Source organism: Sphingomonas trueperi (genome assembly GCF_040545665.1).
Lineage (GTDB): Bacteria > Pseudomonadota > Alphaproteobacteria > Sphingomonadales > Sphingomonadaceae > Sphingomonas > Sphingomonas trueperi_B.
Map to the genome: position 1 here is coordinate 314608 of NZ_JBEPMH010000002.1, position 16920 is coordinate 331527.

Consider the following 16920-nt stretch of genomic DNA (forward strand, 5'->3'; position numbering starts at 1 on the left):
TCAGCGATTACCACCGATCAGGTCGCCCAGCCCGCCGAGCACCGAACCCTCGCCGCGATTCTGCCCGCCGCCATTGGCCGCGGCGAGCATCCGCCCCGCCAGCCGTGCGAAGGGCAGCGACTGGATCCACACCTTGCCGGGTCCGCGCAGCCGGGCGAAGAACACGCCCTCGCCGCCGAACACCATGCTGCGCACGCCGCCGACCGAGACGAGGTCGAAGTCGACCGACGGCGTGAGTGCTGCCAGGCAGCCGGTATCGACATGGAGCTCCTCGCCCGGCGCCAGTTCGCGCTCGACGATCGCGCCGCCCATCTGGACGAACACCCAGCCGTCGCCGTCGAGCCGCTGCATGATGAAGCCCTCGCCGCCGAACAGCCCGGTCATCACCCGGCGCTGAAAAGCGATGCCCATCTGCACGCCCTTGGCGGCGGCGAGGAAGGCGTCCTTCTGGCAGATCAGCGTGCCGCCGATATCGGCCAGCCGCAGCGGCACGATCGCGCCGGGCACGGGCGAGGCGAAGGCGACGCGCGCCTTGCCGGTGCCCTGGTGGGTGAAGACCGTGGTGAACAGCCCCTCGCCGGTGACCAGCCTTTTGCCGGCGCCGAGCAGCTTGTCCATGAAGCCGCCGCCCTGGTTGCTGCCGTCGCCGAACACCGTCTGCATGGTGATGGCGGCATCCTTCCACACCATCGCGCCCGCCTCGGCCACCGCGCTCTCGCCGGGATCGAGCTCGATCTCGACGAACTGCAACTCCTGGCCCTTGATCTCGAAATCGATGTCGTCGGCATAGCCTTCGCGGCGCGTGTGCGACCAGGGGCTGATCGGCGGCATGGGTCTCTCCTGTGCGTGTTGCAGCGATGTACTACACCAAGGTCAGCGGTGCGGGAAAGCCTCTCCCTCCCCTCCCGAACGCCCGGGGTGACATCGGGAAGGCGCTGTGTCATTGCGCAACTTAATTACAAGGCATGAGTCGGCGTCCAGCCGATCCGCAGGAGAGTGTGATGCGTGTTATCGATCATGTGATCGTCGGCCATTCCGGCGGCGGCGTGGGCCGCCGGTCGGACGTTTTCGATCCTAATAGCGGCGCCGTGCAGGCGCAGGTGGCGCTCGGCACCGCCGCCGATCTCGACCGCGCGGTGGCCGCCGCGATGGCCGCCCAGCCCGGCTGGGCCGCGACCAACCCGCAGCGCCGCGCCCGCGTGATGTTCCGCTTCAAGGAACTGGTCGAGGCGAACATGGATGCGCTCGCGCATATGCTCTCCTCCGAACACGGCAAGGTGATCGCCGATTCGAAGGGCGACATCCAGCGCGGGCTCGAGGTGATCGAGTTCGCCTGCGGCATCCCCCACGCGCTCAAGGGCGAATACACCCAGGGCGCTGGCCCCGGCATCGACGTCTATTCGATGCGGATGCCGCTCGGCATCGGCGCGGGCATCACCCCGTTCAACTTCCCGGCGATGATCCCGATGTGGATGTTCGGCGTGGCGATCGCCTGCGGCAACGCCTTCATCCTCAAACCCTCGGAGCGTGATCCCTCGGTGCCCGTCCGCCTCGCCGAGCTGATGCTGGAGGCCGGTGCGCCCGAGGGCATCCTGCAGATCGTGCAGGGCGACAAGGAGATGGTCGACGCCATCCTCGACCATCCGGCGATCAGCGCGGTGAGCTTCGTCGGCTCGTCCGACATCGCCCATTACGTCTATCGCCGCGGTGTCGAGGCGGGGAAGCGCGTCCAGGCGATGGGCGGCGCCAAGAACCACGGCATCGTCATGCCCGACGCCGATCTCGACCAGGTAGTGGCCGACCTCTCCGGCGCCGCGTTCGGCTCTGCCGGCGAGCGCTGCATGGCGCTCCCCGTGGTGGTGCCGGTCGGCGACAGGACGGCGGATGCGCTGCGCGAAAAGCTGATCCCGGCGATCGAGGCGCTGCGGGTGGGCGTCTCCACCGATGCCGAGGCGCAGTACGGCCCGGTGGTCAACGCCGCGCATAAGGCCCGCGTGGAAGGCTGGATCCAGACCGGCGTCGACGAGGGCGCCGAGTTGGTCGTGGACGGCCGCGGCTTCCAGCTGCAGGGGCACGAGAACGGCTTCTTCATCGGCCCGTCGCTGTTCGACCGCGTGACGCCCGACATGCAGGCGTACAAGGAGGAGATCTTCGGCCCGGTCCTCCAGATCGTCCGCGCCCCCGATTTCGAGACGGCGCTGCGCCTGCCGAGCGAGCATCAATATGGCAACGGCGTCGCGATCTTCACCCGCAACGGCCACGCCGCGCGCGAGTTCGCGGCGCGGGTGAATGTCGGCATGGTCGGCATCAACGTGCCGATCCCGGTGCCGGTCGCGTATCACAGCTTCGGCGGCTGGAAGCGCTCTGCGTTCGGAGACGTCAACCAGCACGGCATGGAAGGCGTCCGCTTCTGGACCAAGGTCAAGACCGTCACCCAGCGCTGGCCCGACGGCGGCGTCGGCGACGCGGCCAATGCCTTCGTCATCCCGACCATGGGGTGACGGGGGTGCGGGCGTCCCTCTCCCCCTCTCTGTCATCCCGGCGAAAGCCGGGATCCATTGGGGTCACCGGCGCGGCTCCAGTCCCGACGGAGTGGCGAATGGATCCCGACTTTCGTCGGGATGACGGAAGAAGGAAGGACGGCTTAGGGGTCTGGGGTGTCCAACGGCGGAAAGCCGAGGCTGATGGCGAGATCTTCCCAGAAGGGATTTTCCTTCTCGATCAGCACAACCTTCCAGTCGCGCTTCCATTCCTTGAGCTGTTTCTCGCGCTTGATCGCCGCCGCCATGTCGCCCCTAGCCTCGTACCAGACAAGGCGCTTGACGTTGTTGCGCTTGGTGAAGCCGGGGACCGTGCCGCTACGGTGCTGGTAAATGCGCCCCAGCAGGTCCGACGTGACACCCGTATACAGCGTGCCATGCCGCCCGCTCGCCAGCATGTAGACGCACGGCAGTTTGTCCACCCTACCCCTCCACCGTCATCCCGGCGGAAGCCGGGATCCATTCGCCACGCGGCCGCAGATAGAGCCGCGACGGAGACCCCAATGGATCCCGACTTTCGTCGGGATGACAGCTTGAGACAACAGGCATCATGACTCACCAGTTCGACCTCACCGACGACCAGCGCCAGATCCAGGAGATGGCGCAGAAGTTCACCGCCGATGCGATCACCCCGCATGCGGCCGAGTGGGACGAGAAGCACGTCTTCCCCCGCGATACGATCAAGGCCGCCGCCGAACTCGGCTTCGCGGCGATCTACGTGTCCGAGGAATCGGGCGGCATCGGCCTCGGCCGGCTCGAATCCGCGTTGATCTTCGAGGCGATGGCCTATGGCTGCCCCTCGACCAGCGCGTTCATCTCGATCCACAACATGGCCGCCTGGATGATCGACCGGTTCGGCGCGCAGACCGTGAAGGACAAGTATCTCCCCAGCCTCGTCACCATGGACCGGCTGGCCAGTTACTGCCTCACCGAACCCGGCTCGGGCTCGGACGCCGCCGCGCTCAAGACCCGCGCGGTGCGCGACGGCGACCATTATGTCGTCACCGGCACCAAGCAGTTCATCTCGGGGGGCGGCGAAAACGACCTCTATGTCACCATGGTCCGCACCGGCGAGGACGGCCCCAAGGGCATCTCCGCGCTGGTGATCGAGAAGGACATGCCCGGCGTCAGCTTCGGCGCGCAGGAGCGCAAGCTCGGCTGGCACTCGCAGCCCACCGCGCAGGTGAACTTCGACAGCGTCCGCGTGCCTGCCGAGAACCTGATCGGCGCCGAGGGCGAAGGCTTCCGCATCGCGATGATGGGGCTGGACGGCGGGCGGCTCAACATTGGCGCCTGCTCGCTGGGCGGTGCGCAGCGCTGCCTGGACGAGGCGGTGCGCTACACCCAGGAGCGCAGGCAGTTCGGCAAGGCGATCGCCGACTTCCAGAACACCCAGTTCCTGCTCGCCGACATGGCGACCGAGCTGGAGGCCGCGCGCGCGCTGCTCTACCTCGCCGCCGCCAAGGTCACCGCCGGCACGCTCGACAAGACCCGGTTCGCCGCGATGGCCAAGCGGCTGGCGACCGATACCGGCTCGTCGGTGGTCGACCGTGCACTGCAGCTGCACGGCGGCTATGGCTATCTGATGGACTATCCGATCGAGCGCTTCTGGCGGGATCTCCGCGTCCACTCGATCCTGGAGGGCACCAACCAGGTGATGCGGATGATCGTCGGCCGCGATCTGCTGAAGGACTGAGGCGGAAAATGCTTTCCTACAGCAGTGCGTTTATGCTTTGTTCGACTATGTCCGGCGCGCGGACCAGGGAGGAAGCCGGGTTGATGTCGCTTTCCCGGAACTTTCGGAACTTTCGCCCACCCCAGATCCTCCCCGGCACGGGGAGGGGGACCGCGCGGCAACGCCGCGTGGTGGAGGGGCCGCGCCGCAGGCGCGGGGACGGCTTCGGCATCGGGCACACCGCCGCATGCGCGGCGGCCCCTCCCCCAACCCGCTGCGCGGCTTGGTCCCCCTCCCCGTTCCGGGGAGGATCTTGCTGATGGACATCCTCACCGCCATCGAAGGCCCCGCCGCGCGCCTGCGCCTCAACCGCCCCAAGGCCCTTCACGCGCTCAACACCGCGATGTGCCAGGCGATGCTCGACGCGCTCGACGCGTGGGAACAGGACGACGCCGTCCACATCGTCCTGCTCGACCATGCCGAGGGCCGCGGCTTCTGCGCCGGCGGCGACATCCGCATGATCGCAGAGAGCGGCGCGGGCGATGGCGCCGAAGCCGCCGACTTCTTCCGCACCGAATACCGGCTCAACCACCGGCTGTTCACCTATCCCAAGCCGATCGTCGCCTTTGTCGACGGCATCGTGATGGGCGGCGGCGTCGGCATCTCGCAGCCGGCGCGGTTCCGCGTGGCGACCGAGAACACCAAGTTCGCCATGCCCGAGACCGGCATCGGCCTGTTCCCCGATGTGGGCGGCGGCTGGTATCTCTCGCGGCTGCCCGGGCGGATGGGCGAGTATCTGGCACTCACCGGCCACCGGCTCGACGGCGCCGAGTGCCTCGCGCTCGGCCTCGCCACCCACTACCTCCCCGCCGAGGCGCTCGACTCCGCCAAGGCGCAGATCACCACCGCGCCCGACAAGGCGCTGGCGATCCTCGACGACCTCTCCGTCGAGCCGCCGATCGCCAAGATCCTCGCGCACTATGCGGATATCGACCGGCTGTTCGCCGGCGACACCGTGGAGGACATTGTCGCCGCGCTGGAAGCCGAGGACAGCGAGTGGGCCGCGGCAACGCTGGCCACGCTGCGCACCAAGTCGCCGCAAGCCTGCAAGGTCTCGCTGCGCATCGTCCACGAAGGGCGCACCATGCCGGGCTTCGCCGCCGAGATGGCCCAGGAATATGCCGTCGCCAGCCGCGTCTGCCGCCTGCCCGATTTCGCCGAGGGCGTGCGCGCCGTGATCGTCGACAAGGACAACAGCCCGCGTTGGTCTCCATCCACCCCGGAAGCGGTGGACAGCACCGCGATCGATGCCATCTTCGCCCCCCTGCCGCCAGCGCAGGCCTGGGCGCCCTGAACGGAGAACATCATGTCTTCCTACGAAACCCTCCTCGTCGAGCAGCGCGGCGCGGTGACGCTGATCACGCTCAACCGGCCCAAGGCATTGAACGCGCTCAACAGCCAGGTGCTCAGCGAGTTGCTCGACGCGATGCGCGCCTTCGACGCCGATCCGTCGCAGGGCTGCGCGGTGCTCACCGGCAGCGAAAAGGCCTTCGCCGCCGGCGCCGACATCAAGGAGATGCAGGCGCAAGGCTTCGCCGACATGTACGGCCATGACTTCTTCGCCGGCTGGGACGCCTTCACCCGCACTCGCAAGCCGATCATCGCGGCGGTGTCGGGCTACGCGCTGGGCGGCGGCTGCGAAGTGGCGATGATGTGCGACTTCATCCTGGCGGCAGACACCGCCAAGTTCGGCCAGCCCGAGATCAAGCTGGGCGTCTCGCCGGGCATGGGCGGCTCGCAGCGGCTGACGCGTGCGGTGGGCAAGGCCAAGGCGATGGAGATGTGCCTCACCGGCCGGATGATGGACGCCGCCGAAGCCGAGCGCGCCGGGCTGGTCAGCCGCATCCTGCCGGCTGCCGAGCTGGTCGAGGAAGCGGTGCAGACCGCCGCGACCATCGCCGCAATGCCGCCGCTGGCGGTCAAGGCCAACAAGGAGATGGTCAACGTCGCGTTCGAGACCAGCCTTGCCCAGGGCGTGCAGTTCGAGCGCCGCCTGTTCCACGCGCTGTTCGGCACCGAGGACCAGAAGGAAGGCATGACGGCGTTCGTCGAGAAGCGTCCGGGGAACTGGACGGGGCGTTGAGGCACTCGTGACGAGCAAAAGCCTTCCTTCGTCGTCATCCCGGCGAAAGCCGGGATCCATTGCCCTCAACGCTCCGGCTCCTGCTGCGACGGCGTGGCGAATGGATCCCGGCTTTCGCCGGGATGACAGAAGGAGGCGTCGGATTTTGAGAGGAAGCAGATGGCACGCGTAGCATTTATCGGCCTCGGCAACATGGGCGGCGGGATGGCGGCGAACCTCGCCAAGGCCGGCCACGACGTCCGCGCCTTCGATCTGTCCCCCGAAGCATTGGAGCGCGCCAGGAAGGCCGGCTGCCTGCCCGCCGCCGACGCCGCCGAGGCGATCGCCGGTGCCGAGGCGATCGTCACCATGCTGCCCGCCGGCGCGCATGTGGAAGCGCTCTACACAGAGACGCTGCTCGACCATGCCGAGGCCGGCGCGATCCTGATCGACTGCTCGACGATCGACGTCGCCACCGCCCGCCGCGTGACCGAGGCGGCGACCCAACGCGGGCTGCTCGCCGTCGATGCCCCCGTGTCCGGCGGGATCGCCGCGGCGACCGCCGGCACGCTCACCTTCATGGTCGGCGGCGCGGTGGCGGCGTTCGAGCGCGCCGAGCCGTTCCTTGAGGACATGGGCAAGGCCGTCATCCATGCCGGCGCCAGCGGCGCGGGCCAGGCGGCGAAGATCTGCAACAACATGATCCTCGGCGCGACGATGGTCGCGACCTGCGAGGCCTTCGCGCTGGCGGAGAAGCTGGGGCTCGACCAGCAGCGCTTCTTCGACATCGCCTCGGTCTCGTCGGGCCAGAGCTGGTCGATGACGAGCTATTGCCCCGTCCCCGGCGTCGGCCCGGAGACGCCCGCGGACCGCGACTATCAGGGCGGCTTCGCGGCACCCTTGATGCTCAAGGACCTCAAACTGGCACTGGAAGCCGCGGCGAGCGTTGGCGCGCAGGTGCCGATGGGCGAACGCGCCGAACAGCTCTACGCCGCATTCGTCGCGGGCGAAGGCGCGGGACTCGACTTCTCGGGGATCATCAAGACGCTGCGGTGAGGAGTGTGACCGCTCCCCACCAGCGTCATCCCGGCGAAAGCCGGGATCCATTGGGGTCTCCGGTGCGGCTCCTGCCGCGGCCGAGAGGCGACTGGATCCCGGCTTTCGCCGGGATGACAGAGACTGGGTCACCCGCTCCGGGCGCGGCTCGCCAGCAGGTCCTGGGTCAGCACCTGCGGCAGCACCTCGGGCGCATCCTGCCCCGGCTTGTACCAGAGGTAGAGCGGCACGCCCGCGCGGTTGTGCGCCTCGATGAAGCGGCCCAGCGTCGCGTCGCCATTGGTCCAGTCGCCGACCAGCACCGCGACCTTGCCGTCCGCCAGCGCCTGCTCGACCGCCGCGGTCTCGATCACCGCCTTCTCGTTGACCTTGCAGGTGAGGCACCAGTCGGCGGTGAAATAGGCGAAGACCGGCCGCCCCTGCGCCCGCAGCTCGGCCAGCCGCGCCTCGCTGAACGGCTCGGCCCCCGCCATGGCCGTGGGCGCGCCGCCCGCTGCCGCCGGATGCACCAGCGCGACGCCGCCGAGCGCCAGCAGCACCAGCGGCACCGCCGGCAGCCAGGCGCGGCTCCGCCCCTTGGCTTGCCGGACACCCGCCCACCACAGGCCGAGCGTCGCCAGCAGCGTCGCCGCCAGCCCGATCGTCATGCCGTCCACCCCGGCCTGCTTGCCCAGCACCCAGGCGAGCGCCAGCGCGGTGAGGAACATCGGAATGGAGAGGATATGCCGCATCGTCGCCATCCACGCGCCCGGCTTGGGCAGCCTGCGCCGGAAGGCCGGCACGAAGCCGAGCAGCAGGAAGGGCAGCGCGATGCCCAGCCCCAGCCCGCCGAAGATCGCCAGCCCGGCGAACCATGGCAGCACCAGCGCCGCTCCCAGCGCCGAGGCCATGAACGGCCCGGTGCACGGCGTGGCGATGAACGCCGCCAGCGCGCCGGTGGCGAAGGCGCCGCCATGCCCCTTGCTCGCCGCGCGGTTGACGAAGGCGGGCGTGGTGATCTCGAACAGCCCGGCCAGGTTGAAGGCGATGGCGGCGACCAGCAGCAGCAGCACCAGGATGACGCGCGGGTCCTGCAGCTGGAACGCCCAGCCCACCGTCGCCCCCGCCGCCCGCAGCCCCAGCAGCAGCCCGCCCAGCGCGAGGCAGACCGCGACCACGCCCGCGGTATAGGCCAGCGCCTCGGCACGCGGGCTACCAGCCTCGTTGTTGGCCTTGGCGAGGCTCAGCGCCTTGAGGCTGAGGATCGGGAAGACGCAGGGCATCACGTTGAGGATCAGCCCGCCCAGCACCGCCGCGAAGAAGGCGCCGATCGCCGCCAGCCACGGCGTCGCCGCGGGTTTGACAGGCGGCACCGCGCCCGGCTTGGCGGTGACGGTCAGCCCCTGCCCATCGATCGCCAGCACGCCCTCCAGCGCGGCGGGCGCGGTGCGGGCCTTGGTCTCGAGCACCAGCCGGTCCCCATCGCGCACCACCGTCTGCGGCGCGGCATAGTCGACCGCGTTGGCGGTCAGCGGGTAGAAGTACACGTCCTTGGCCGCGGCACTCGCCGGGTACGGCACCGCGATCCGCAGCGCGCCAGCCTCCGCCTGGAAGGTCGCCGACGTGCTCAGCGGCTTGGGCAGCTTGGCGCGCCACCCGTCGAACTTTGCCCGAGCCGCCGGATCGATCGCGCCGTCGCCGATCGTCAGGCTGGTCTCCAGTTCGGCCTTTTCGGGCACGCACAGCGTATCGGTGCAGACGAGATAGTCGAGCTTGAGCTTCACCGGCAGCACGCCCGTGGCGTCCGCCGGAATATGCAGCGTCGTCAGCCGGACGAAGGTGCCTTCGTAGACATAGTTCATCAGCCCGGCGATCAGCAGCCGCTGCGGCAGGGGATAGCGGAAGTCTTCGGCCTTGGCCCCGGCCGGCAGCGTCCAGTGCGCCTCGGCGGGCAGCCCGGCATCGCCCGGGTTCTGCCAATAGGCATGCCATTTCGGATCGGGGGTCGAGACCAGCGCCAGCGTCACGTCGCTGCCCGGCGTCGGGTGCGCCGTCTCCGCCACCAGTTCGCTGCGGACATGGGGGCCCTTGGCGAACCCCTGCGCCGCCGCCGGGACGACAGTCGCCAAGAGGAGCAGGAGCGACATCAAAGCGAAACGAAGCTGGGCCATGGCGCCGTCCTTGCCCAGTTCGCCGCGTTCGACAATAGCTGGGTGTACCAACATCCACCCGTGCCCGGAGCCGGCCCCGAATGAAATTGCTTGCCCCCCTCGCCGCGCTCGCGCTGGCCGCCACCCCCGCCCTCGCCCAGCAGAGCGCACCGGCACCTGCCGCCGCGCTGCCCGCGACCTCCCCCAAGCTGGTGGTGGTGATCTCGGTCGACCAGTTCTCGGCCGACCTGTTCGCCGAATATCGCAGCCAGTTCACCAGCGGTTTCGCCCGGCTGATGGGCGGCGCGGTGTTCCCCGCCGGCTATCAGAGCCATGCCGCGACGGAGACCTGCCCGGGCCACTCCACGATCCTCACCGGCGACCATCCGTCGCGCACCGGCATCATCGCCAATGACTGGACCGACTTCGCCGCCCCGCGCGCCGACAAGACCGTCTACTGCGCCGAGGACGAGACCGTGCCGGGCTCGGATTCGAACCACTATACCGTCTCCGACAAGCATCTGAAGGTGCCGACGCTGGGCGAATGGATGAAGCAGGCCGATGCGCAGTCGCGCGTCGTCTCGGTCGCGGGCAAGGACCGCGCCGCGGTGATGATGGGCGGCCACAAGGTCGACGAGCTCTGGTGGTGGGACGGCAAGGCATTCGTGTCCTATGCCGGCCGCACCGCGCCGGAGGCGGTGACCAGGATCAACGCCGCGACCACCGCGCGCATCGCCGAGGCGCAGCCCGCGCTCGACCTGCCCGGCTTCTGCAAGGCCCGCAGCCGCGCCATCCCGGTCAGCGCAACGAAGACCGTCGGCGACGGCCGCTTCGCCCGCGCGGCGGGGGACGCCAAGGCGTTCCGCATCTCGCCCGAGTTCGACGATGCGGTGCTGGCGCTCGGCGCCAAGCTCGCGACCGACATGAAGCTCGGCCAGCAGGGCCATACCGACCTGCTGATCCTCGGCGCCTCGGCGACCGACTATGTCGGCCACACCTACGGCACCGAGGGCAGCGAGATGTGCCTGCAGCTGCTGTCGCTCGACCAGACGCTGGGCCGGCTGTTCGACGCGCTGGACCGCACCGGCGTCGACTATCAGGTGGTACTGACCGCCGATCATGGCGGTCACGACCTGCCCGAACGCCACCGCGAGCATGGCGCGCCGACCGAGCAGCGCATCACCGCAGAGGTGACCACCACCAACATCGGACGTGCGCTGGCAGGCAAGCTGGGGCTGACCGGCCCGGTGCTGGTCGGCGGCCCGGGCGGCGATGTGTATGTCACGCCGTCGGTCCCGCAGGCGAAGCGCGCCGCGGTACTGGCCGAGGCGGTGAAGCTCTATGCGGCGAACCCGCAGGTCCAGGCGGTGTTCACCCGCGCCCAGATCGAGGCGACGCCGATCGTCCACACCCCGCCCGAGACGTGGAGCCTGATCGAGCGCGCCCGCGCCTCCTATGATCCGCAGCGTTCGGGCGACCTGATCGTCGCGCTCAAGCCGCGCGTCACGCCGATCCTCGATCCGTCGATCGGCAATGTCGCGACGCATGGCAGCTTCTGGGACTATGACCGCCGCGTGCCGATCCTGTTCTGGCGCAAGGGCATGACCGGCTTCGAACAGCCACTGTCGGTGGAAACCGTCGACATCGCGCCGACGCTGGCCGCGCTGATCAAGGTGCCGGTGCCGGTGGAGATCGACGGGCGTTGCCTGGATATCGACGCGGGTGTGGGCGACAGCTGCAAGTAACTGGATCCTCCCCGGAACGGGGAGGGGGACCAAGACGCGCAGCGGCTTGGTGGAGGGGGAGCGCAGCGAGGGAGTCCGGTGCTGAGCCCCCCCTCCACCACCGCCTTCGGCGGCGGTCCCCCTCCCCGTGCCGGGGAGGATCTTAGCGCTTCTCGAACGGCCGCATGCCCGACAGCCGGTTGTTCGCCACCGTGATCCGACCACCCGACAAATCCGCCACGAACGCCGGGTCCACCGGTGCCCCCGGCGCCAGGCTGGCGCTATTGCCCTCCACCCGCAGACCGTCGGTCGGGTAGGTCCGCGCCTCGGCCGCGACCACGATCAGCCCCGATCGGTTCTCCTTCGCCGCCCCTTGCACGAACATGTTCTGCGCGATCGTCCCCGTGCCGCCCTCGGACAGGTCGATCATGTAGTTGGTCTTGCGCCCCGCGCTGTCGTCGAAGCTGTTGCCGGTGATCGCCACCCGGCGCGCGCGCAGCTTGACGTAATGGCCGCCGGTGCCGCGCTCGAAGCGGCTATGGGTGATCGTCACCAGCCCGTCGATCGACAGATAGACCGAATGCGCGCAGTTCGGCGATTCGTCGCACTGGCCGAGCCCGGCGAAGCTGGAGCGATCGATTGTGATGCTGCGCACCGTCGGATGCCCGCCGCCGAGAATGCCCTCCTGGCTGTCGAGGAAGGTGGAGCGGGTGACGGTCAGGTCGCCCATCTCGATGCGGATGCCCGCGCCGTTGCCGTCGCGCACGCGGAACCTGCGGAACACCACGCCTTCTACTGCCGATCCGCGCCCGCGCAGCACGAACGCCGCCTTGTCCTCGCACACGGTGCGCTCGAAGATCGCGGTCCCCGGCTGCACCGCCTTGTAGGTGATCCGCCCGGCTGCCTGCACCACGCACTCGTGATAGGTGCCGGGCGCGATCAGGATCGTCGCGGTGCCGTCGCGCACTGCCGCCACCGCCGCGGCGAGCGTTGGATAGCCCTGCCCCGTCTCGGCGATGGTGAAGGGCATGGCGGCGGCAAGCGCGAGCAAGAAGAACGACATGCCCGCATCCTGCCACGCCGCCCCTTAAAAATCCGCCGATGCGCGAAGCTGCACATTCAGCGCTTGTGCGCCGCAACGAAGCATTGCAGCATGCAGCCATTCGGTCACACGGGCGTTTGGGAGCTTCGATGGGATCACCGGGGGCGTTCGACGAGATTTGGGGGCATGGCGGCCCGGAGGCGCCGCGCGAGGCGTTCACCGCGCTGTCGCAATGGATCGCGGACACGCCGCCTGAGGAGCTGCAGCGCCGCCAGCAATCCGCCGAGGCCGCCTTCCGGCAATTGGGCATCACCTTCGCCGTCTATGGCGACAGCGACGCCGCCGAGCGCATCATCCCCTTCGACATCGTGCCCCGCATGTTCCTGCAGCGCGAATGGGAGAAATTGAGCGAAGGCCTGGTCCAGCGCGTCGAGGCGATCAACGCCTTTCTGGAAGACATTTACGGCGCGCGGCGCATTCTTGACGAGGGCATCATCCCGCCCGAGCTGATCCTGCGCAACGAGCAGTTCCGCCCCGAAGTCGCCGGCATCCGCCCGCCGCATGGGGTGTGGGCGCATATCTGCGGCATCGACCTGGTCCGCACCGGCGCGGACGAATTCTACGTGCTGGAAGACAATGCCCGCACGCCCTCGGGCGTCTCCTACATGCTGGAGAATCGCGAGGCGATGATCCGGCTCTGCCCCGAGCTGTTCCGCGATTTCCGCGTGGCGCCGGTGGACAGCTATCCGGACATGCTGCTGGAAACGATGCGCTCGGTGGCGCCGCTCGGCCGCGCGCGGCCGGTGTGCGTCGTGCTGACCCCGGGGCATTTCAACTCGGCCTATTACGAGCACAGCTTCCTCGCCGATTCGATGGGGGTGGAGCTGGTCGAGGCCGCCGATCTCGTGGTCGACGACGACGTGGTCTATATGGAGACGATCGCCGGGCGGGTACGGGTGGACGTGATCTACCGCCGCATCGACGACGACTTCCTCGACCCGCTGGTCTTCCGTCCGGATTCGCTGCTCGGCGTGCCTGGGCTGATCGCCGCGTATCGCGCGGGCAATGTCGCGCTGCTCAACGCGCCGGGCAACGGCATCGCCGACGACAAGGCGATCTACAGCTACATGCCCGAGATCGTCCGCTTCTATTCGGGCGGCGAGGCCAAGCTGCCCAATGTCGAGACCTGGCGCTGTCGCGAACCACAGGCGCTGAAATATGTGCTGGAGCATTTGCCCGAGCTGGTAGTGAAGCTTGTCGACGGCTCCGGCGGATACGGCATGCTGGTCGGGCCCACCGCCACGCACGAGCAGATCGAGACCTTCCGCGCCGCGCTGATCGCCGAGCCGCACCGCTATATCGCCCAGCCAACGCTGGCGCTGTCGACCGTGCCGACGCTGACCGAGAAGGGCCTGGCCCCCCGCCATGTCGACTTCCGCCCGTTCGTGCTGACCGGCAGCGACAAGGTGCGCGTCGTCCCCGGCGGCCTTACCCGGGTGGCGCTGCGCGAAGGGTCGCTGGTGGTGAACTCCAGCCAGGGCGGCGGGACCAAAGACAGCTTCGTGCTGCTGGGGGACGCGGCATGAAAAATTTGCTGCCCCCCTTCCTTCGTCATCCCGGCGAAAGCCGGGATCCATTGCCCTCAACGTCTCGGCTCCTGCTTCCACGGAGCAGTCAATGGATCCCGGCTTCCGCCGGGATGACGGATGGTGGGGAGACTCGCCCATGATGATGCTCTCCCGCACCGCCGCCGCGCTGTACTGGCTCGGCCGCTATGTCGAGCGCGCGGACTTCATCGCACGACTGGTGGAGGCGACGATCCGCCTCGATGCGCTCTCTGCCCGCCCCGCCGGCGAGGCGGCGTGGCAGAGCGCGCTCACCGTCAGCTATACCGACGAGATCTTCGCTGCGACCGGCCACCCCGCCACCCAGGCGCATGTCGCCCGCTTCCTGACGCTGGAGGCGGACAATCCCGGCTCGATCACCCGCTGCCTGGAAATGGCGCGCAACAATGCCCGCGCCGTCCGCACCGCGCTCACCCGCGAGGCGTGGACCGCGATCAACCGCGCCTGGTGGCTGTTCGCCAACCGCGCCTCGACCGGCGGCGCCACCGAGACGCTCGGTCTGGTCGAACAGGTCAAGGGCGAGACGCGCGGCTTCGAAGGCGCGATCCACCGGATGATGCGCAACGAGGCGACGCTGCTGATCCAGCTTGGCGCCGCGATCGAGCGGGCGGACAACACCGCGCGGCTGGTCGACGTGAAATACCATCTGCTGCTGCCCGCGGGCGAAAGCGTCGGCGGCGCGATGGACCGCGACCAGTGGACGACGATCCTGCAGACCGTCTCCGCGGTCACCGCCTATCGCTGGCTCTATTCGGAAGGGTTGCGGCCGGACAATGTCATCGACCTGCTGGTCAGCCGCGCCGAGCTGCCGCGCAGCCTGGCGGCGTGCGTCGAGGAAAGCGTGACCCTGCTCAGCCAGCTCGCCAAGCGCACCGGGCTGCAGGGCGAGGCCGATCGCATGGCCCGCGCCCGGCTCGCCCGCGTCCAGAAGGCGCGCACCCCCGACATCATCGTCGGCGGCCTGCACGAATATCTGGAGAATTTCATCGCCGAGAACGCGCTGCTCGACGGCGCGATCGCTCGCCAGTTCCGGTTCCTCTGATGCGCATCGCCGTCGAACACCGCTCGATCTACCGCTTCACCCAGCCCCAGGCGCGCATCGTCCAGATGCTGCGCCTGACGCCGTGCGACACCCAGCACCAGACGGTGGTGAGCTGGATGGTCGGCGTCGATTGTGACGCGCGGCTGCGCGACGCGGTCGACGGCTATGGCAACGCGGTGACGATGCTCTACGCCGAGGGGCCGATCGAGGCGATCGAGATCGCGGTCACCGGCGAAGTGCTCGTGCAGGACAATGCTGGCGTCGTGCGCGGAACGCCCGAGCCGCTGCCCCCTGCCCTGTTCCTGCGCACGACGCCGCGCACGGCGCCGAGCCCGCAGCTGGCTGCGTTCGCGGCGGATGTGAGCGCGGGCACCGCCGATCCGATCGAGCAGCTGCACCGGCTCAACCAGGCGCTCCACGCCCGCTTCCGCTGCGTGCCCGACGTGCCGGACAACGGACTGACCGCAGCCGAAGCCTTTGCCGGAAAGGCCGAGGCATCGCGCGACGTCGCGCAGATGTTCGTCTCCGCCGCGCGCACGCTGGAGGCGCCGGCGCGCTATGTGTCCGGCTACCACCTCAATGGCGACGCCCAATGCGCGCCGCATGCCTGGTGCGAGGCCTGGGTGCAGGGTCTCGGCTGGGTGGCGTTCGATCCGGTCACTGGCATGTCGCCCGACGACGGCTATGTGCGGGTGGCGGTCGGCCTGGATTCCGAGGGCGCGGCGGCGGTCGCCGGGCATCGGATCGGGCATGGCGAGGAGCAGCTCGCGGTGGACCTGCACGTCGATCGGCTGGGGAACGAGGAATAGGCGAGCAGCCGCGGCTCCCCCAACAGCGTCATCCCGGCGAAAGCCGGGATTCATTGGGGTGTCCGTCTGGACTCTTGCTGTTACCGAGAGGCGACTGGATCCCGGCTTCCGCCGGGATGACGGCGTCGCTCAAGCGGTGCCCTCAGGCCAGTGCCGCCGCAACCGCATTCGGCATCGCGCCCACCGCGTCTTCGTCAACGAGCAGCGACCAGCCGGTCGGCCCGAGTACCTCGATCGGGCGGTAGCGCGTCTTGTACGCCATCCGCGCGCTGCCCTTCACCCAATAGCCGAGATACACATAGGGCAGCCCCGCTGCACGGGCGCGCAGGATATGGTCCATGATAATGAAATTGCCCATCCCGGGCCGCGCCTCGTCGTCGGTGACGAAGAAGCTGTAGATCATCGACAGGCCGTCGCCCTGCTGGTCGGTGATGCACGCCCCCACCAGCCGGCCGCGTTCGCCGTCCACCGACGGCTCGCGATATTCGACCACATAGGAGCTGACCGGCGACTGCTCGACCATGTCGGCATAGTCGCTCTCGTCCATCGCCGCCATGCCGCCGCCGGGGTGGCGCGAATCGAGATAGCGCTTGAGCAGTTCGTACTGCTCGCCGGTCGCCCAGGGCTTGCAGGCGGTCACTTCGAGATCGCCGTAGCGCTTGAGCAGCTTGCGCTGGGTGGCGTTGGGCTCGAACCCGTTGGCGACCACGCGCACCGAGGCGCAGGCGGTGCAACCCGCGCAGCTCGGCCGATAGGCGACCGATTGGCTGCGGCGAAAGCCGATGCGGCTTAGCGCATCGTTGAGCTCGCCGGCATGGTCGCCGGACAGCTCGGTGAAGATCTTCCGTTCCTGCCGCCCGGGCAGATACGGGCAGGGCGACGGGCTGGTCACGAAGAAACGCGGGAAACGTGATAATGCGGTCACCGCTCAGCCGTCCTCTGCTCCATCGGGCCGTCCCGACCGGCCCCTCTTACGCCGTTATGGGGTTGGTTTTGGATGATGAAAAGCGCGTTTACCATCAATCAGGGCCATTCCCGCGCCATCGGCTTTCCCGAGTGACGCGGAACGGGACGATTCGGTTCCGCGGTAACCATGCTTCGCGGCAAAGCGGGACCGGCGCAGTGCCGGAAGCAGCCGATACCGATGGGCGCCACC

At 68.9% G+C, this 16920-nt stretch carries 14 protein-coding genes; 9 read left to right on the top strand and 5 right to left on the bottom strand.

Annotated features, from left to right (window positions below; all coding sequences use genetic code 11):
- The gene (locus ABIC65_RS08750; protein WP_354308134.1) at window positions 1–831 is read right to left on the bottom strand and encodes a TIGR00266 family protein; all 831 of its coding nucleotides are present in this window, start codon (window positions 829–831) and stop codon (window positions 1–3) included.
- Between the two features lie 170 nt (window positions 832–1001).
- Here ABIC65_RS08750 and ABIC65_RS08755 point away from each other — a divergent pair, with 170 nt between their 5' ends.
- Window positions 1002–2501 (top strand): CoA-acylating methylmalonate-semialdehyde dehydrogenase, encoded by a 1500-nt coding sequence (locus tag ABIC65_RS08755; protein ID WP_354308135.1) that lies wholly within the window; start codon window positions 1002–1004, stop codon window positions 2499–2501.
- 143 nt (window positions 2502–2644) lie between these two features.
- Here the strand turns inward: ABIC65_RS08755 and ABIC65_RS08760 are convergent, their stop codons facing one another.
- The gene (locus ABIC65_RS08760) at window positions 2645–2962 is read right to left on the bottom strand and encodes a GIY-YIG nuclease family protein (RefSeq protein WP_354308136.1); all 318 of its coding nucleotides are present in this window, start codon (window positions 2960–2962) and stop codon (window positions 2645–2647) included.
- A 128-nt stretch (window positions 2963–3090) separates the two neighbouring features.
- On the opposite strand from ABIC65_RS08760, the gene ABIC65_RS08765 reads away from it, so the two are divergent.
- From ABIC65_RS08765 to mmsB, 4 genes are all read left to right on the top strand, one after another.
- Window positions 3091–4236: an acyl-CoA dehydrogenase family protein gene (locus ABIC65_RS08765; RefSeq protein ID WP_354308137.1), complete on the top strand. Its 1146-nt coding sequence runs from the start codon at window positions 3091–3093 to the stop codon at window positions 4234–4236.
- 298 nt (window positions 4237–4534) lie between these two features.
- Window positions 4535–5569, top strand: coding sequence for an enoyl-CoA hydratase/isomerase family protein (locus ABIC65_RS08770; RefSeq protein WP_354308138.1), 1035 nt, complete (start codon window positions 4535–4537; stop codon window positions 5567–5569).
- Window positions 5570–5581: 12 nt separating this feature from the next.
- Entirely contained in the window at window positions 5582–6358 is a 777-nt protein-coding gene (locus tag ABIC65_RS08775; RefSeq protein WP_354308139.1) for an enoyl-CoA hydratase, read from the top strand.
- A gap of 159 nt (window positions 6359–6517) precedes the next feature.
- Complete coding sequence (gene mmsB, locus ABIC65_RS08780; RefSeq protein WP_354308140.1) at window positions 6518–7393, top strand: 3-hydroxyisobutyrate dehydrogenase; 876 nt, start codon at window positions 6518–6520, stop codon at window positions 7391–7393.
- Window positions 7394–7521: 128 nt separating this feature from the next.
- Here the strand turns inward: mmsB and ABIC65_RS08785 are convergent, their stop codons facing one another.
- Complete coding sequence (locus tag ABIC65_RS08785) at window positions 7522–9543, bottom strand: protein-disulfide reductase DsbD family protein (RefSeq protein WP_354308141.1); 2022 nt, start codon at window positions 9541–9543, stop codon at window positions 7522–7524.
- A gap of 80 nt (window positions 9544–9623) precedes the next feature.
- On the opposite strand from ABIC65_RS08785, the gene ABIC65_RS08790 reads away from it, so the two are divergent.
- On the top strand, window positions 9624–11267 hold the full coding sequence (locus ABIC65_RS08790) for an alkaline phosphatase family protein (protein ID WP_354308143.1): 1644 nt from the start codon (window positions 9624–9626) through the stop codon (window positions 11265–11267).
- Window positions 11268–11409: 142 nt separating this feature from the next.
- Here ABIC65_RS08790 and ABIC65_RS08795 read toward each other — a convergent pair whose 3' ends face one another.
- The gene (locus ABIC65_RS08795) at window positions 11410–12309 is read right to left on the bottom strand and encodes a right-handed parallel beta-helix repeat-containing protein (protein WP_354308144.1); all 900 of its coding nucleotides are present in this window, start codon (window positions 12307–12309) and stop codon (window positions 11410–11412) included.
- A gap of 128 nt (window positions 12310–12437) precedes the next feature.
- Here ABIC65_RS08795 and ABIC65_RS08800 point away from each other — a divergent pair, with 128 nt between their 5' ends.
- The 3 genes from ABIC65_RS08800 to ABIC65_RS08810 all read left to right on the top strand — a co-directional run bounded on the left by ABIC65_RS08800 (window position 12438) and on the right by ABIC65_RS08810 (window position 15764).
- A complete protein-coding gene (locus tag ABIC65_RS08800) occupies window positions 12438–13874 on the top strand; it encodes a circularly permuted type 2 ATP-grasp protein (RefSeq protein WP_354308145.1) in 1437 nt (478 codons plus the stop codon).
- 145 nt (window positions 13875–14019) lie between these two features.
- Window positions 14020–14955 (top strand): alpha-E domain-containing protein, encoded by a 936-nt coding sequence (locus tag ABIC65_RS08805; RefSeq protein WP_354308606.1) that lies wholly within the window; start codon window positions 14020–14022, stop codon window positions 14953–14955.
- Window positions 14955–15764 (top strand): transglutaminase family protein, encoded by an 810-nt coding sequence (locus tag ABIC65_RS08810; RefSeq protein ID WP_354308147.1) that lies wholly within the window; start codon window positions 14955–14957, stop codon window positions 15762–15764. Before ABIC65_RS08805 ends, ABIC65_RS08810 begins: the two co-directional genes overlap by 1 nt.
- Window positions 15765–15906: 142 nt before the next feature.
- Here the strand turns inward: ABIC65_RS08810 and ABIC65_RS08815 are convergent, their stop codons facing one another.
- The gene (locus ABIC65_RS08815) at window positions 15907–16689 is read right to left on the bottom strand and encodes an arginyltransferase (protein WP_354308148.1); all 783 of its coding nucleotides are present in this window, start codon (window positions 16687–16689) and stop codon (window positions 15907–15909) included.
- Window positions 16690–16920 lie beyond the last annotated feature (231 nt).

What these genes read in the sequence shown, in the direction of transcription:
- ABIC65_RS08750 (WP_354308134.1), bottom strand. Translation starts at nt 831, where the DNA reads ATGCCGCCGATCAGCCCCTGGTCGCACACGCGCCGCGAAGGCTATGCC.
- ABIC65_RS08755 (WP_354308135.1), top strand. Translation starts at nt 1,002, where the DNA reads ATGCGTGTTATCGATCATGTGATCGTCGGCCATTCCGGCGGCGGCGTG.
- ABIC65_RS08765 (WP_354308137.1), top strand. Translation starts at nt 3,091, where the DNA reads ATGACTCACCAGTTCGACCTCACCGACGACCAGCGCCAGATCCAGGAG.
- ABIC65_RS08770 (WP_354308138.1), top strand. Translation starts at nt 4,535, where the DNA reads ATGGACATCCTCACCGCCATCGAAGGCCCCGCCGCGCGCCTGCGCCTC.
- ABIC65_RS08775 (WP_354308139.1), top strand. Translation starts at nt 5,582, where the DNA reads ATGTCTTCCTACGAAACCCTCCTCGTCGAGCAGCGCGGCGCGGTGACG.
- mmsB (WP_354308140.1), top strand. Translation starts at nt 6,518, where the DNA reads ATGGCACGCGTAGCATTTATCGGCCTCGGCAACATGGGCGGCGGGATG.
- ABIC65_RS08785 (WP_354308141.1), bottom strand. Translation starts at nt 9,543, where the DNA reads ATGGCCCAGCTTCGTTTCGCTTTGATGTCGCTCCTGCTCCTCTTGGCG.
- ABIC65_RS08790 (WP_354308143.1), top strand. Translation starts at nt 9,624, where the DNA reads ATGAAATTGCTTGCCCCCCTCGCCGCGCTCGCGCTGGCCGCCACCCCC.
- ABIC65_RS08795 (WP_354308144.1), bottom strand. Translation starts at nt 12,309, where the DNA reads ATGTCGTTCTTCTTGCTCGCGCTTGCCGCCGCCATGCCCTTCACCATC.
- ABIC65_RS08800 (WP_354308145.1), top strand. Translation starts at nt 12,438, where the DNA reads ATGGGATCACCGGGGGCGTTCGACGAGATTTGGGGGCATGGCGGCCCG.
- ABIC65_RS08805 (WP_354308606.1), top strand. Translation starts at nt 14,020, where the DNA reads ATGCTCTCCCGCACCGCCGCCGCGCTGTACTGGCTCGGCCGCTATGTC.
- ABIC65_RS08810 (WP_354308147.1), top strand. Translation starts at nt 14,955, where the DNA reads ATGCGCATCGCCGTCGAACACCGCTCGATCTACCGCTTCACCCAGCCC.